The organism is Lysinibacillus sp. NPDC097214, from assembly GCF_050277945.1.
Lineage (GTDB): Bacteria > Bacillota > Bacilli > Bacillales_A > Planococcaceae > Lysinibacillus > Lysinibacillus xylanilyticus_B.
In genome coordinates this window covers 198,298-213,548 of the sequence record NZ_JBNNSS010000002.1, presented here as the reverse complement: position 1 = coordinate 213,548, position 15,251 = coordinate 198,298, and the positions used below count along the sequence as shown (strand labels likewise).

General features: G+C 37.8%; 15 protein-coding genes. 12 read left to right on the top strand and 3 right to left on the bottom strand.

Annotation, left to right across the window (positions count from 1 at the left end; genetic code table 11):
• Positions 1 to 8: 8 nt before the first annotated feature.
• Positions 9 to 1,139 (bottom strand): DUF418 domain-containing protein, encoded by a 1,131-nt coding sequence (locus ACQKMI_RS04875; RefSeq protein ID WP_427487560.1) that lies wholly within the window; start codon positions 1,137 to 1,139, stop codon positions 9 to 11.
• A 257-nt stretch (positions 1,140 to 1,396) separates the two neighbouring features.
• On the opposite strand from ACQKMI_RS04875, the gene ACQKMI_RS04870 reads away from it, so the two are divergent.
• Both ACQKMI_RS04870 and ACQKMI_RS04865 read left to right on the top strand, forming a co-directional pair.
• Positions 1,397 to 2,113, top strand: a complete 717-nt coding sequence (locus ACQKMI_RS04870; RefSeq protein ID WP_427487559.1) for an MBL fold metallo-hydrolase — start codon at positions 1,397 to 1,399, stop codon at positions 2,111 to 2,113.
• 11 nt (positions 2,114 to 2,124) lie between these two features.
• On the top strand, positions 2,125 to 2,724 hold the full coding sequence (locus ACQKMI_RS04865) for a WHG domain-containing protein (RefSeq protein WP_427487558.1): 600 nt from the start codon (positions 2,125 to 2,127) through the stop codon (positions 2,722 to 2,724).
• Between the two features lie 165 nt (positions 2,725 to 2,889).
• Here the strand turns inward: ACQKMI_RS04865 and ACQKMI_RS04860 are convergent, their stop codons facing one another.
• A complete protein-coding gene (locus ACQKMI_RS04860) occupies positions 2,890 to 3,561 on the bottom strand; it encodes a class I SAM-dependent methyltransferase (protein ID WP_427487966.1) in 672 nt (223 codons plus the stop codon).
• Between the two features lie 267 nt (positions 3,562 to 3,828).
• On the opposite strand from ACQKMI_RS04860, the gene ACQKMI_RS04855 reads away from it, so the two are divergent.
• The gene (locus ACQKMI_RS04855) at positions 3,829 to 4,071 is read left to right on the top strand and encodes a hypothetical protein (RefSeq protein ID WP_427487557.1); all 243 of its coding nucleotides are present in this window, start codon (positions 3,829 to 3,831) and stop codon (positions 4,069 to 4,071) included.
• Positions 4,072 to 4,151: 80 nt separating this feature from the next.
• Here the strand turns inward: ACQKMI_RS04855 and ACQKMI_RS04850 are convergent, their stop codons facing one another.
• Positions 4,152 to 5,198 (bottom strand): NAD(P)/FAD-dependent oxidoreductase, encoded by a 1,047-nt coding sequence (locus ACQKMI_RS04850; protein WP_427487556.1) that lies wholly within the window; start codon positions 5,196 to 5,198, stop codon positions 4,152 to 4,154.
• 148 nt (positions 5,199 to 5,346) lie between these two features.
• Here ACQKMI_RS04850 and ACQKMI_RS04845 point away from each other — a divergent pair, with 148 nt between their 5' ends.
• From ACQKMI_RS04845 to ACQKMI_RS04805, 9 genes are all read left to right on the top strand, one after another.
• A complete protein-coding gene (locus tag ACQKMI_RS04845) occupies positions 5,347 to 6,135 on the top strand; it encodes an ABC transporter ATP-binding protein (protein WP_427487555.1) in 789 nt (262 codons plus the stop codon).
• Positions 6,136 to 6,149: 14 nt separating this feature from the next.
• On the top strand, positions 6,150 to 7,067 hold the full coding sequence (locus tag ACQKMI_RS04840) for an iron-hydroxamate ABC transporter substrate-binding protein (RefSeq protein ID WP_427487554.1): 918 nt from the start codon (positions 6,150 to 6,152) through the stop codon (positions 7,065 to 7,067).
• A 25-nt stretch (positions 7,068 to 7,092) separates the two neighbouring features.
• On the top strand, positions 7,093 to 8,094 hold the full coding sequence (locus ACQKMI_RS04835; RefSeq protein ID WP_427487553.1) for a FecCD family ABC transporter permease: 1,002 nt from the start codon (positions 7,093 to 7,095) through the stop codon (positions 8,092 to 8,094).
• Positions 8,087 to 9,094: a FecCD family ABC transporter permease gene (locus ACQKMI_RS04830; RefSeq protein ID WP_427413226.1), complete on the top strand. Its 1,008-nt coding sequence runs from the start codon at positions 8,087 to 8,089 to the stop codon at positions 9,092 to 9,094. The genes ACQKMI_RS04835 and ACQKMI_RS04830 overlap by 8 nt, the downstream gene beginning before the upstream one ends.
• A 215-nt stretch (positions 9,095 to 9,309) precedes the next feature.
• Complete coding sequence (locus ACQKMI_RS04825; protein WP_427487552.1) at positions 9,310 to 9,729, top strand: MarR family winged helix-turn-helix transcriptional regulator; 420 nt, start codon at positions 9,310 to 9,312, stop codon at positions 9,727 to 9,729.
• A gap of 11 nt (positions 9,730 to 9,740) precedes the next feature.
• Positions 9,741 to 10,940, top strand: a complete 1,200-nt coding sequence (locus tag ACQKMI_RS04820; protein WP_427487551.1) for an MFS transporter — start codon at positions 9,741 to 9,743, stop codon at positions 10,938 to 10,940.
• A gap of 162 nt (positions 10,941 to 11,102) precedes the next feature.
• The gene (efeO, locus tag ACQKMI_RS04815; RefSeq protein WP_427413231.1) at positions 11,103 to 11,969 is read left to right on the top strand and encodes an iron uptake system protein EfeO; all 867 of its coding nucleotides are present in this window, start codon (positions 11,103 to 11,105) and stop codon (positions 11,967 to 11,969) included.
• A 31-nt stretch (positions 11,970 to 12,000) separates the two neighbouring features.
• Positions 12,001 to 13,260 (top strand): iron uptake transporter deferrochelatase/peroxidase subunit, encoded by a 1,260-nt coding sequence (efeB, locus tag ACQKMI_RS04810; RefSeq protein ID WP_427487550.1) that lies wholly within the window; start codon positions 12,001 to 12,003, stop codon positions 13,258 to 13,260.
• Positions 13,235 to 14,950 carry an FTR1 family iron permease gene (locus ACQKMI_RS04805; protein WP_427487549.1) on the top strand — a complete coding sequence of 572 codons (1,716 nt, stop codon included), beginning with the start codon at positions 13,235 to 13,237 and terminating at the stop codon, positions 14,948 to 14,950. The genes efeB and ACQKMI_RS04805 overlap by 26 nt, the downstream gene beginning before the upstream one ends.
• The last annotated feature ends 301 nt before the right edge of the window (positions 14,951 to 15,251 follow it).

Below are 15,251 nucleotides of genomic sequence, written 5' to 3'. Positions count from 1 at the left end.
TTTGTCGATTATTTCTGCGTGACACTTTGAATAGCATGTCTCCGAATCCATTCCATTGGTCCAACATGAAAATGCTTGATACAAATATGTGCAATGAAAAGTTGGAGAAGGGAAAGGGTTAACCAAATACCAATAACTTCAATGCTATTCAATTTTCCACCTAAACCTAAGCCCCAGCCGTAGAAAATAATAGATGCAATAGTATTTTGGAGCACATAGCAACTTAAAGACATTTTCCCAATCTCACCAAATCTCTTCCATAACCACTCAAGCTTCTTATATTCTACCATTTTACCTAATATTCCAATATAACCAATAGATAGGATTGGTGCAAATAAATATCGAGCAGGTAAATCAAATGCACCTCCAGGAATAAAGATTAGAAGGTTTAAAGGTACTCCAATAAAAATACCGATTTTAAATAGCTTTTGACGCGCCTGGCGTCCTTTGTCATTTTGCAAAAATACACCATTTCTCATCAGCTTAACCCCAAGTAAAAATAAAAAGATATTCATTGGGATTATAAAAATAGCTTCCGTTCTATAATAAAGAAAATTTGTTAAACGATATTGTATTTGTTCAAACCAAGTTCCATTCTCATAAAGACTAACGACAGGATCGAAACTAGCAAAGGAAGCGTTAGCACCCAGCAATGCACTGACTAAAATTAGCAGAATCATTACTGCATGGAAACTACCAAAAACGTATAACGCACGTTTAATCGCTTTGTCACCAAATTTAACAATAAAGGCAACAATGATGGCTGTCACAGCATAGCTCATTAAAATATCATATTCCATAACTAGGGTGAAGTGGATAAGCCCCTCCATAAACAAAAATACAATGGTCCAAATATACATTCCTGGCCAAGCATTTCCTTTTCGCAAAGCTTGCTGATATTTTAATTCCAGACCAACACCAAACATGATCGTTAATAAACCAAGGAGTTTACCGTTTACGAAAAATAGGACTGCCATTCGTAAAAAGTCGTTCAATGACCACCAACCTGAATAATTACTCGTTGTTATATATGAAATATCTCCAAGATAAGCAAAAATCCAAATATTCGTGCCAAGTGTCCCTAATACAGCAAAGCCTCGTAACATATCGATTAAGGGTAATCTTTGTTGAACTTTCATCATGTAATCACTCTTTCTTTGTTTTCTTATAACAATGATAAGAAATCGAAAGGAAAAAACATATTCACACCAGTCAAAGGTTCTTTATGACAGGTGTCATTTTATGGTGTAACAGGGGATTAAATACTGGAAATGATTTAGCGTAAAAAAAGCCATTAGCTTTTCATTTTAAATGTTTTTTATTAAAATATTGCGAAAACTAATTGAATTAGTTAAAATGGAAATATAATTAGTTTTCAAAGGGGATTTGATTTAGAATGAAAATCGAAAACATTGGTACAGTGTTTCAAATGTCATTTATGCCGAGGATTTTTCCTGTTAATTGTTATTTGGTAGAAGAAGAAAATGAGCTGACCCTTATCGACGCAGCACTACCCTATAGTGCAAAAAGTATAATAAAAGCGGCTGAAAATATTGGTAAACCGATTACAAAAATTATCCTTACTCACGCACATAGTGATCATATAGGAGCGCTAGATACGTTAAAAGAATTATTACCAGATAGTCAGGTGTACATTTCTTCTAGAGATGCGCTTCTACTGGAAGGGAATAGCACCTTGCTACCAAATGAAAAAAACACACCTATTCGAGGAGGCATTCCAAAAAATATTAAAACCAAACCGGATGTCTTACTTGAAGAAGGTGATCGTGTAGGTTCCTTAGAAGTGATTGCTACTCCAGGGCATACACCTGGTTCCATATCTCTTTTCGACACGCGTAATAGAAGTTTAATTGCTGGTGATGCCCTTGTAACGAGAGGGAAGCTAATAGTATCGGGAATGATGAATCCGTTGTTTCCGTTTCCTGCTCTAGCTACATGGGATAAAGAGACAGCTCTTAAAAGTGCAAAAAAATTAAGCGGTCTGAATCCAAGTTTACTTGCTGTGGGGCATGGGAAGATGTTAAAGCAACCGCAGGAACTTTTGAACATTGCCATAGCAGAAGCAAAAAAAAGCTTTTTACAATCAAAATAGGAAGTGAAAAAATGTCCCGTCGAATGAAGTTAGATTTATCTATTATTTTACAAAAGGCAACAGAGATAGCTGATGAACAAGGATTGGATCAGCTTTCAATTGGGCTATTAGCTGAAAAATTGGAAGTGCGGCCACCGTCCTTGTATAACCATCTTGATGGCTTAAATGAATTGAAACAGAAATTAGCTATTCAAGGTGTAAAAAAACTACATGAATATATGCTACTAGCTGCAGTAGGACGTTCGGGTGATGACGCCATTCGTGCAATTAGTAAAGCATATCTTCAACTAGTTAGAGAGCATCCGGGGTTGTATGATGCTAGCACTCGCTTTCCAGATGCTAACGATCAAGAGCTACAAAAAGCCAATGAATCTGTCGTGCAACTTGTACTTCAAGTGCTAGATGCCTATCATTTGCAAGAAGAAATTGCGATTCATATGGTCAGAGGGTTACGAAGTATTCTACATGGATTCACTTCGATAGAACAGATGGGGGGATTTGGGATGCCTCTTGACATCAATAAAAGCTTTACAATCTTAATCAATACTTTTATTGAGGGCATTCATACGGTTGCGATTAATGAAGATAAATATATGGAAATGAATGACTAAGGAAGTTATATTCAGTTCGGAGTCTTTCATAAATTGTTAAAGGAAACTAGACGTTTTGGTATTCTTCATCGTCTAATTCCCTAGGATGTTGGAGTAGGAGTTTTGTTTTTGAACGAGTCTGCTACTCTTTTTCATTTAAATTCAGTTTAGAAATAAATCTCCAAACTACTTAGTACATGAATAAATTCTATAGTCTAAAATCCCTTCATACTTTAAGTTCATATCAAAGTGTTTATCCATGACCTTATAAAGTTCAGGTGCAATATCCTTTGAGTAATGAAGTTCGGGAATTGAGAAGATGGATTTATTTTTTTGTATACGAATATTATTAAAACCAGCCTCGTTAAACAAAGCTACCCAATCTTTTTTCATTGAACAAGAATCAAATCCATAAAACTGTAAAATTTCCTTTTCAATTTTTTCTTCGAGTGGTTGATGGATGGTGAATTCAATGGCAATAAACCGACCGCCATTCTTTAATAAACGAAAAATTTCTTTTAGGGCATTAGGTTTATTGACAAAAGAAAGAACAGATTCAGAAATAATAAAATCAAATGTATGATCACGTAATGGTACTTGTTCTATAGAGCATTGAATTATTTTTACGGGTAAACGATTTTTTTTCATTCTCCTTTTAGCCTTTGCGACCATTTCGGGATTGATATCAATACCTGTTACTTTTGCTTCATATTGCTCCGCCAAATAGGCCGCGGTCTGGCCTGTACCACACCCTACATCCAAAATGTAGGCATTTTCGCTAATGCTCTCTGCATTGAATAGTTCCTTTGTTAGATTAAGACCACCAGGATGGGCACCGCCAACACCAAATTTAGACAGAAATTCTAGATATATTGAATTTTGAATCGGAATCCCTTCTTTATTCGTATTTTTGTATAATATGAAATTAAAAATAGGTTGGTTCCTGAAGAGACAAAGCTGTCATGAAGAACCTTTACAGAAAAGGAAGAGATAAATAATAATTATAGATTTTAAGATTTTTACAATACATAAGTGTTTTATTTTTCAGCAACTTCTCCGATAGTCTAAACAATAAAAAAATACAAACGTATACTAGTTAAAAGATATTTGATAGGGGGTGAATTCATGCCATTTTATCCGCCTAATTCTAGAATGAGACCATTTCCACCAAGCTATAGACAAGGTTTTGGCCCACCTATGCAAGGTAGAAGACAGCAACCTTTCTTTCATCCTAATCAACAACCCCAACCTTCTAGATTTGGAAGATTACCACAGCATTTAAATACAATTATGGGCCACGCGGGGACAATAACAAATGGAGTTGGTATGCTAAGACAAATGGGCGCATTTTTAAGTTTCTTTAGATAGTTTATGATCTGGATATAACAAGAACCCCTCTAAAGAGTAAATTCTTAAGAGGGGTTCTTGTGATTAATTGCATTTAATATTTATTTTGATATAAGGTGCTTATCTATAATAGAGCGATTTTTCTCTTTAAATATTTCATTATGTGATGACACGACCCCATGGCGATAGGCAGTAGGCTCTAAATACGTTTTGATAGAGTTCACGGCATTGGCTGCATCCTGGAAAGTCCCTAGAAGGAGATTAATTTTCCCTTCAAACGCTAATATATCACCCGCTGCAAAAATTCCTGGCTGTGTAGTTTCTCCCGTTGCTTTCCCTTCAAAATAGTAATTATCTTTTTTAGGAATGGTGAGCGCTTGATCCAATTCTAATGATGCTTCTCTGTTATAGCCATGACTAACAATGACTTCATCGATTTGACGCGTATAGCTTTGTTTTGTTTTTGTATTTTCACATGTCACTAATTGAATCGCTGTTTTGTCAGCATTAGCCATTAGTTTTGAAATACTAGTATTGCATTCAATATTTACTCCTGCATCTAAAGCTTCTTGAATCGTTGCCTCATGGGCTGATAACGTATCTTTACGATAAACAACAGTTACGTTTTTAGCGATTGGACTTAGTTCAACTGCCCAGTCGATCGCTGCATTTCCACCTCCCGAAATAATAATTTCCTTGTCCACAAAATGTCGATAGGACTGTACGGTATAGTGTAAATTAGTCATTTCATATTTTTCTGCACCTTCTAGTGAAAGCTTTTGAGGATTAATAATACCACCACCAACGGCCAAAAGAACGGTTTTAGAGTAATGTTTATCTCCTTGTGCAGTATGAAGAACAAAAATATCTTCTTGGCGCTCGATAAAATCGATTTTTGTACCCGTTATAACAGTAGGATCAAACGTTTTTGCTTGTGCAATTAACTGTTTCACAAATTGTTCGCCTAACACAGGGGGGTGACCACCAATATCCCAAATTAGCTTCTCAGGATAAAGCAAAACTTTACCACCAAGCTGTTGTTGACTCTCGATTAATTTCGTTTTCAATCCTCGTAAACCACTATAAAAGGCACTATATAGGCCTGCAGGACCACCGCCAATAATAGTTACATCGTATAAATGTTGCATTTATATCACCACATCCTAAAAAAATAATAAAAAAGTGTTTGACAAAACTTTATAAGAAAACTAGACTAAATCTATTGATAACGATTATCATTATCGGTTAGTCGTTATCATAGCATGGAAAGAACAAAAAGGAAAGAGAGGTTACGTTGTGCGTTTACAAGTTGAATCGATTCGTATCGGCTATGAGGACAAAACGATTGTGCACGATTTATCGCTACAAATTCCAGACGGTAAAATAACGACCATCATTGGTTCCAATGGCTGTGGCAAATCTACACTTTTAAAGGCTATTACAAGGATTTTGAAGCATAAGAGTGGACAAGTCATATTAGACGGTCAAAATATTTCCGAGATGAATACAAAAGAATTAGCGAGAGAACTGGCCATATTGCCACAAAGTCCGGAAAGTGCACATGGTTTAACAGTGGAAGAGCTTGTATCATACGGTCGATTTCCATATCAAAAGGGCTTCGGTAATTTATCGCAAAAGGATAAAGAAATGATTGACTGGTCCTTAAAGGTAACTAAAACGGATGACTTTCGTCTGAACACAGTTGATGCTTTATCAGGTGGACAGCGTCAACGAGTGTGGATTGCGATGGCATTAGCGCAAGAAACCGATATTATTTTTTTAGATGAGCCAACAACTTATTTAGATATGGCGCATCAGTTAGAGGTTTTAGAATTACTTAACAAGCTTAACGAAGAAGAAGGACGCACAATTGTTATGGTGCTACATGATTTAAACCAGGCAGCACGGTTTTCAGATTATATTGTTGCGCTATCAAAAGGAGAGCTTGTGAAGTTTGGTACTGCAGAGGAAGTTATAGTACCTGAAGTATTAGAAAAAGTGTTTAATATTGATGCAGTCATTGGTAAGGATCCACGTACAGATAAGCCAATGTGCATTACATATAACTTACTACAAACAGTGTAAAAGGAGATATATTTATGAAAAAGTGGCTATTACCAATGTTTATGATGGTCGTACTAATGCTTGCAGCGTGCGGCAATAAAGATGAGAAGACGGATGAGGGCTCTAAAGATAAAGCATCTGCAGAAACGATTACGTATCAATCAGAATCTGGTCCTATTGAAGTGCCAGCAAACCCTAAACGTGTAGTTGTATTATCTTCATTTGTTGGGGATTTACTACAGCTTGGCGTTAATGTTGTGGGGATTGATTCATGGGCTGCAGATAATCCAAACTTCCAAGATGATATTAAAGATGCAGTAGTTGTTGAGAATACGGATATCGAAAAAATTATAGAGCTTGAGCCAGATTTGATTATTGGTTTAAATGGTATTGAAAATGCGGATAAATTAGCTGAAATCGCACCAACAGTGTTGTTCACTTATGGAAAAGTTGATTATTTACAGCAATTTATCGAAATCGGTAAAGTTGTGAATAAAGAAAAAGAAGCTAATGATTGGGTAAAAGATTTTAAAGAGCGTGCTGCAGAAGCGGGTACAAAAATTAAAGAAAAAATCGGCGAAGATGCAACGGTTACAGTCGCAGAAATGTTTAATAAACAAATGTATGTGTATGGAGATAACTGGGGTCGTGGAACAGAAATTTTATATCAAGAAATGGGCTTGAAAATGCCTGAAAAAGTAAAAGCAGATGCTTTAAAACCAGGTTATTTCGCAATTTCTACTGAAGTATTAAATGAATATGCAGGTGACTATGTGATTTTTAGTACGTTTAAAGGTGAGGATAGCGCCATTCAAAATGCTGCGTGGTTTAAGGATTTAGAAGCGGTGAAGAATGGTCATTTATTTGAAGTGAATGGCAATGCATTTTACTTTAATGATCCGAAAACTTTAGAATATCAACTAGATTTCTTTGAACAGAAATTTTTACAATAATTTCAGTAGAGAGTAGCGAAGACAAATGATAAAGTTTCGATATTTTCCGTTTTGGCTTCAGGTGTTGCTTACACTGATCTTATTAGCGGTAACAGTTACGATCTCGCTTTGTATCGGCGCGGCTAGTACGAGTATTCAAGATGTTTATCAAGCGATTGTCGGACAAGCCGGTGGCAAGCACTATTCTGTATTACGTGAAATTCGATTTCCTCGTATAATTGCTGCTATTTTTGTAGGTAGTGCACTTGCAGTTGCTGGAGCTATTATGCAAGGGGTTACTAGAAATCCATTAGCAGACCCAGGGCTCCTTGGCCTTACAGCAGGTGCAAATGCGGCACTGGCATTAACGATGGCATTTATCCCAAATACCTCGTATTATATGTTTATTTTTGCATGTTTCGTAGGTGCGGGTGTAGGGATGATCGTAGTGTATGGTATTGGCGCTTCAACGAAGAATGGCTTTTCTCCATTAAAGTTAGTCTTAGCTGGGGCAGCTGTATCTGCTTTATTACAAGCAATAGCAGATGGTACGGGCATTTTATTTCAAATTTCAAAAGATGTTTCGATGTGGACGAGCGGTGGTTTAATTGGCACTACATGGCAAGCTTTAATTATTGTGCCTGTTATTTTAATCGGATTAGGTATCGCTTTTGTGTTTAGTCGTCAGCTAACCATTTTAAGTTTAAATGAAGAAGTAGCTGTTGGATTAGGACAAAAAACAACAGTCATTAAAGGAATTATGATGTTTGTAGTTGTAGTTCTTGCAGGCTCCGCTGTTGCGCTAGTAGGTAATTTAGCATTTGTTGGGCTAATGGTACCACATGTGGTCCGCGCAATGGTTGGGACCGACTATCGATTTGTCTTACCGATGAGTGCTATTATCGGTGGGTGGTTGATGGTGACAGCGGATTTTGCGGGTAGAATGATTAATGCTCCATATGAAACACCGGTAGTTGCCATTATTTCAATTATCGGCCTTCCATTCTTCTTACTTCTTGTTCGGAAGGGAGGTCGTCAAATTGTTTAATATCGGACGAAAAAAGCAACGTAGATGGCTAATGGTTTGGATGCTATTAACAATAGCTATTTTTGTAATGGGTATTTCAATGGGCGCAGCTTCGGTTTCGATTGATCGCATAATACCGATTTTGCTTGGAGATGGCAGCTTCAAAGAATCATTCGTCTTGTTTTCTGTTCGCTTGCCGAGATTGTTTGTGCTGGCAGCAGCAGGAATGGCGTTAGCATTGGCTGGTGCCGTTTTGCAAGGAGTGACACGTAATGATTTAGCGGACCCTGGTATTATTGGGATTAATGCTGGAGCAGGTATAGGGATTACTCTATTTTATCTCCTTGTTAATGGTGATTTACCTCATTTCGCGTATGTGTTACCACTTATAGGATTTGTCAGCGCTTTATTAACGGCACTCTGTATTTACTTTTTCTCCTATAAGCGCAATGAGGGTGTGCAGCCGGTTCAACTCATTTTAGTCGGAGTAGGTGTAGCCTCTGCCTTATCTGGTGTAATGATAATATTAATTTCCTCTGCTGAGCGAAGTGATGTGCAATTTATCGCACAATGGCTTGCGGGTAATGTTTGGGGAACAGATTGGCCATTTTTCTGGGCTTTATTACCTTGGCTTGTGCTAGGCATTCCATTTATTTTGTATAAAGCAAATGTGTTAAATGTACTTGCGATGACCGAACAAACGGCGGTTGGTTTAGGCTTAAATATCGGCCGAGAGCGTTTGCAATTATTAGTAGTCTCTGTCGCATTAGCTGCGGCAGCTGTATCGATCACAGGGGGCATTGCCTTTATCGGTCTGATGGCTCCCCATATTGCAAAGCAGCTTGTCGGCCCACGCTACCAGCTCTTTTTACCACTCACATTGTTGATCGGTGCAAGTTTACTAATGCTAGCGGATACGATCGGCCGCGTAGCTCTTTCGAGTGCGACAGTGCCAGCGGGTATTGTCGTAGCATGTATCGGCGCACCGTATTTTTTATATTTATTACGAAAAAACGACTGAATGGCTTTGGCTGTTCAGTTGTTTTTTTTATGAATGGACAGGGGGCTTAGTATGACGAAGAAAGATGGATAGAGCGCTCAAAAACGACGGATAGAACAACCAGATCGACGGATAGCCCGTTCAAAATGCCTGTTTTCTCGCTAATTCCTACTAGACAAATAAAAACTCAGGGTATATAGTTAGTTAGGCTAACTAATTAAAAAGGAGTGGTATTTTTGACGATCGAACAAGAATTTTTTAATCAGTACCGCTTAATGTACAGACCGTTTATCAATCTAGTGAATGTGCAGTTAGGGAAATATCAGCTGTATAGCTCTCAATGGGCTCTCCTTCGGTTATTGAAGGATAAAGGGTCACATTCATTTGTTGATATTGCGAATTTCATGTTTATTGAAAAGCCGAGTGTGACAAGGCTTGTACAAAAGCTTGTGGAGCTTGGCTACGTGGAAACGGTAGCGGGTAGGGATAAGCGCGAAAAGCTTGTACAATTAACGGCTAATGGTGAAGAGATTGTGCAAGAAATTCAAGCGCATTTAAAACCAACTATGGAACAGGCACTCGCAGGGGTATCAGAGCGGGATATTGAAATTGCGACACAAGTGATAGCGAACATTTGTGCAAACATCAATCGGTAGGAGAGAAAAAAGTGGAAGCAACTAGACATAAACTTTGGACGAAGGACTTTTTAATCGTCTCACTTATTAATTTTACCATTACATTAATATTTTTTTTATTGATGGTAACGATTGCAGGCTATGCGGTTGAGCATTTTGGAGCTTCGACTAGTACGGCAGGGCTTGTATCGAGTATTTTTATTATTGGTACTTTATTTGGTCGTCTTGGGACAGGACGTATTATTGGGGATTGGGGTAGCAAAAAAACATTATTTTGTGGATTATTATTGTTTATGCTATCAACGATGTCTTATTTTATCGCGACAAATTTGCCGCTTTTAATGGTCAATCGTTTAGTACAGGGGATTGCACTTGGGATGGCTAGTACGGCGACAGGAACAATTATTGCACAAATTTTACCGTCTGATCGTCGAGGAGAAGGTATTGGTTATTACAGCTTGAGTGCTATTTTAGCTACTGCTATCGGACCGTTTATAGGTATTCTTCTAACGCAGTTGTTTGAAGATTATCGGATGATTTTTGCTGTCGATTCCGTATTAGCTATAGTATGCTTTTTGTTGTATTTTATCGTAACTGTTCCAGATGCACCGAAAAAGGCCAAAGAGATGGCGGAGAAAACAGGCTTTAAGCTCACTAATTTTATCGAAATGCGTGCTGTACCAATTGCTTTTGTGGCGCTTGTTATTGGCTTTGCCTACTCAGGGGTTATGTCATTTATGACGTTCTATGCAAAAGAGCTTGATTTGGTAACAGCGGGAAGTTATTTCTTTATTATATATGCAATTGTTATTTTAGCGACACGCCCTTTTACTGGGAAATTACTAGACACTAGAGGTGCGAACATTGTTATCTACCCTTGTTTAGTTATTTTTGCAATCGGAATGTATGCCTTTAGTTCGGCGACAAGTAGTGTTGTATTTTTATTAGCCGCAGCGTGCATAGGGATTGGTTATGGTAATTTCAATTCAGTAGCGCAAGCAATAGCTATTAAAGTTACACCAAATGAGCGTTTAGGACTTGCGACATCGACATATTTTATTTTATATGATTTAGGTTTAGGTGTTGGTCCTTATTTCTTAGGATTCTTTGTTCCGACGTCGGGGTACAGTGCCATTTTCTTTGCGATGGTATTTGTTATTTTAGTGTCAATTATCCTTTATTATTTCTTATATGGAAAATATGAAAATATAAAACAGGCAAAAATCTCATAGTTTAGAATGATTATATTGTGGAAAAAACGATATTTTTCTAGTTATCTAATTAGATCAACTATAAAATGTCGTTTTTTTCTTTAAATGAAAATACTTCTTGCAATTATAGTTGATAATCATTATCATTCTCAATATAAACTATTTCGGAAGTAGGTACTTAGCATGAAAAAAACATCATTATTGTCAGTATTAGTCGCAGGGGGCATTCTTATGACTGGCTGTGGTAATACAGATGAAGCTAAAAAAGAAGATAAGCCTGAAACAGAGCAAGCAGAAAAAGCTACAAAAGTTGATTTATCTACTGAACTAACAGCCTATCAAACATTTGCATTAGAGCAAATGGATCAATTTTTAATAGAAACAGAAAAATTTGTCAATGCATTTAAATCTGGTGACATTGAAAAAGCAAAAGCAGCCTATGCACCGGCACGTATGTATTTTGAGCGTTCGGAGCCAATCGCAGAGAGCTTTGGTGACCTGGATCCACGTATTGACGGTCGTTTAGCTGATATCCAAGAAGAAGGCAAGGGCGAAGAAGAATGGTCAGGCTATCATAAGCTGGAACATGCGCTTTGGGTAGAAAATAAAACTGCAGGCTACGAGGCAATTGCAGATCAATTACTAGCAGACGCAAAAGAATTACATGCATTAGTTCAAACTGTAGAAGTAACACCAGATTTAATGATTACAGGTGCGGTTGACTTATTAAATGAAGTTTCAACATCTAAAATCACTGGTGAAGAAGAAATCTATTCTCATACAGACCTTTATGACTTTAAAGCAAACATTGAAGGTGCAGAAAAAATCTTTGAAATCCTACGTTCAAAATTAGAAGCGAAAGACAAAGACTTAGTAGCAACATTAGATGAAAAATTCAAAGCAGTAGATGATTTATTGGCGAAGCATGCGACTGCTGATGGCGGATATGTTTCTTACGAAAAATTAACTGAAGAAGACACAAAAGCACTTGCAGCAGCAGTTAATCAACTTGGAGAACCATTAAGTCAAATGGGTATTATTTTGGAGTAATATTTTAAAGTAATTTTTGGAGTGATAATAAATGACAGCGTCAAATGATGAAAAATGGATGAATAAAAAAATATCAAGACGTGACATGTTAAAGCTAACAGGTATCGGAGCAGCTGGTATAGCTATCGGTGCTTCAGGCTTAGGCGGTGTTATGAAAGTAATGGGCTACGATGTGTTCGAGCCTGTTGCGGATAGCACGACTGCACGTAATAAAATTGATTTTTATGGAAAACATCAATCTGGCATTATTACACCAGTTCAGACAAATATTTATTTTGCTTCTTTAGATGTTTTATTTACATCAAAGAAAGACCTACAAGAGTTGTTCAAAAAATGGACACCTCTTGTTGTACGTTTAATGAATGGTGAATTAATGGTAGATTTAACAACAAATACTAGAGTTCCTACAGGAGATACAGGTGAAGCAGAAGGTTTAGACGCTTCTAATTTATCAATCACAATAGGTGTCGGCCCATCTTTGTTTGATAAGCTTGGTATCCAACATTTGAAGCCTGCAGAATTAAATGATTTACCACATTTCCCAAAAGATCAGCTTCAAAAAGAACTTACAGGTGGAGACCTTTGTATTCAGGCATGTGCGGATGACCCACAGGTGGCATTCCACGCAGTACGTAACTTAGTTCGTGCAGCATCTGGTAAGGTAGAAATTAAATGGTCTCAAGCAGGCTTTAACTCATTCCCAGCTGGTGGAGGAACACCGAGAAATTTATTTGCATTCAAGGATGGCACTGGAAATCCATCGACTGCCGATGACAAAGATTTAAATAAAGTTGTATGGGTCGATAAAGGCTGGTTAAAAGGTGGCTCTTATTTAGTCGCACGTAAAGTTCAAATGCATCTTGAAACATGGGATCGCACATCTTTGAAAGATCAGGAGGCAACATTTGGTCGTTATCGCGATAGTGGTGCACCTTTTGGTAAAAAGAAAGAGTTCGATGATTTCGATGTAGAGGCGAAGGATAGCAACGGTAAGTATATTATGCCAGATACGTCACATGTGCATTTGGCACGTAAATCAGGTGCACGTATTTTACGTCGCTCTTACTCTTATGCATCAGGTGTGATGACGAACACAGGTGCGCATGATGCGGGACTCATGTTTGTTTCTTTTCAAAAAGACCCAGCCCAATTTATAACAGTTCAAAATAGCTTAGGACGTATGGATAAAATGAATGAGTATACTACACATCGAGGCAGCGCAGTGTTCGCTTGTTTCCCTGGTGTACAAAAGGGGAGTTATATAGGTGAAGCACTTTTTAACACGCTGTAGTTTAGTACTTTGCCTGTTAGTGGCATTTGCTGTACCAGTACAGGCAGCGCAATCTTATAGTCACTTATACATTTCTATTAGTGATGCGCTAATGAATACGAAGCAGGATAAGGAATCTGAAGCTGAGCAAGCCCTTGAACAGTTTTCTACAGACTGGGCGTCGGTCACATCTGAGAAAAAGGAAGCAAAAGAAAAAGTTGATAATATTCTTGTACAAGCAGTTGAAGCTACAGCTAAGGATGAACGTTTAAAGGCACTGTCTCAATTGTCTAATTCCTTACGTGCATTAGAAAAGCTTGAGAATCCTGTAGATGAAGCGGCACAGCGAGCAGAATTCGGCATGAAATTTAAACCAATCATGAAAGCATTTGAAGATGCCTTAGCAAGTGGTGATTTAACTACAATCGACGCAGCGTATAAGGATTTTAATGCTAAATGGAAAAAAATCGAACGTCCTGTACGAGAGCAAAGTATTGCTATGTACGGCCAAATTGAAACACAGATGGCTTTTATACGAATCTCACTTGCTTCTGAAGAGCCAGATGTAGCATTAATGCAATCACAATATGCAGAATTAAAACAAACAATTGAAGATTTTGTAGCAGGTAATGATACAGCGAAAGTTGTAGAAGGAGAGTATTCTTTAGCAACATTGCTTGCTTATATTGATGAGGCGAATGATTTTATCGATGCAGGTGACTACAAGGCTGCATCTGATAAAATTCGAGAGTTCATTAAAATATGGCCAAGTGTAGAAATAGATATTTCAACACGTAATGGCGGCCTGTATACAAAAATTGAAAGTGATATGCCAATCATCGTTAGTGACTTATTGAAATCTAACGTTGATGTTAAAGCAATAAAAAGTAAGCTGGATAATTTCCGCACTGAAATTGAGCTGATTCAAGGTGACTCGGATTATACGCTGTGGGATGCAGCATTAATCTTACTGCGAGAAGGCTTAGAAGCACTGCTTATTATTATGGCATTAGTATCGTTCTTAGAGAAATCTGGACAAAAAACAATGCGCAAATGGATATATGTTGGTGCATTTGTAGGGATCTTTTTATCAGGAATAGCTGCTGTTTTAATGTCGACAATTTTCCAATCAGCGACAGTTGATACAAGTCGGGAGCTCATGGAAGGTTATATTGGTTTACTAGCCGCTGCAATGATGATTGGAGTAGGTATTTGGCTCCATAGTAAATCGAGTGTGACAAGCTGGAATCGCTATATTTCCAAACGAATGGGTAACGCTATCTCAACGGGCTCGGTGTTTACGATGGCAGCAGTTAGCTTCTTATCTGTTTTCCGTGAAGGGGCAGAAACACTTGTCTTTTATGCAGGAATTGCACCTAAAATGGAGACATCTCAGTTTGTGTTAGGTATCGTAGTAGCACTTGTGATATTAGCTATTTTTGCATTTGTATTATTTAAAGCAAGTGGAAAAATTCCAGTTCATAAATTTTTCGCAGTGGCAACGGTGTTAATCTACGTATTGGCATTTAAAATTATTGGTGTCAGTCTGCATACATTGCAGCTGAGGGATTCAGTTTCAACAACAATTGTAGATGGCTTGCCAGTTGTCAACATCATTGGTTTCTATCCAACAGTAGAAACAATGATTGGACAAGCGGTTTTACTTTTACTTGTTGTCGTTACGATCATTTATAAAAAGAAACAAAAATAAATAGAAGGGCAGATGAATATACTTTCATCTGCTCTTTTTTATTGTGATAAGGTGTCATCTGCAGTAATGTATCGCTTTTCGACAAAGTGTTGGGTTGATTTCCGTTCCGACTGGGCGCTTTGTTGCTGACGCTTCGCTTTCGCACAGAAAAAACATTTGCCTCTGACGCTTCGCTTTCGCGCAGATAAAACAATTGCCGCTGACGCTTCGCTTTCGCACAGAGCAAAGCTTCCTGTGGGCTTCAGATGAACCGCTTGGGCCAAAAGGTAGCCTCCGCGAAATGGTGTTGCTAGATTAAAAG

Excerpts from the sequence above, each read along its gene's own strand:
- ACQKMI_RS04840 (WP_427487554.1), top strand. The coding sequence starts at position 6,150 with ATGAAAAAGTGGCTATTACCAATGTTTATGATGGTCGTACTAATGCTT.
- ACQKMI_RS04875 (WP_427487560.1), bottom strand. The coding sequence starts at position 1,139 with ATGAAAGTTCAACAAAGATTACCCTTAATCGATATGTTACGAGGCTTT.
- ACQKMI_RS04835 (WP_427487553.1), top strand. The coding sequence starts at position 7,093 with ATGATAAAGTTTCGATATTTTCCGTTTTGGCTTCAGGTGTTGCTTACA.
- efeO (WP_427413231.1), top strand. The coding sequence starts at position 11,103 with ATGAAAAAAACATCATTATTGTCAGTATTAGTCGCAGGGGGCATTCTT.
- efeB (WP_427487550.1), top strand. The coding sequence starts at position 12,001 with ATGACAGCGTCAAATGATGAAAAATGGATGAATAAAAAAATATCAAGA.
- ACQKMI_RS04850 (WP_427487556.1), bottom strand. The coding sequence starts at position 5,198 with ATGCAACATTTATACGATGTAACTATTATTGGCGGTGGTCCTGCAGGC.
- ACQKMI_RS04865 (WP_427487558.1), top strand. The coding sequence starts at position 2,125 with ATGTCCCGTCGAATGAAGTTAGATTTATCTATTATTTTACAAAAGGCA.
- ACQKMI_RS04870 (WP_427487559.1), top strand. The coding sequence starts at position 1,397 with ATGAAAATCGAAAACATTGGTACAGTGTTTCAAATGTCATTTATGCCG.
- ACQKMI_RS04855 (WP_427487557.1), top strand. The coding sequence starts at position 3,829 with ATGCCATTTTATCCGCCTAATTCTAGAATGAGACCATTTCCACCAAGC.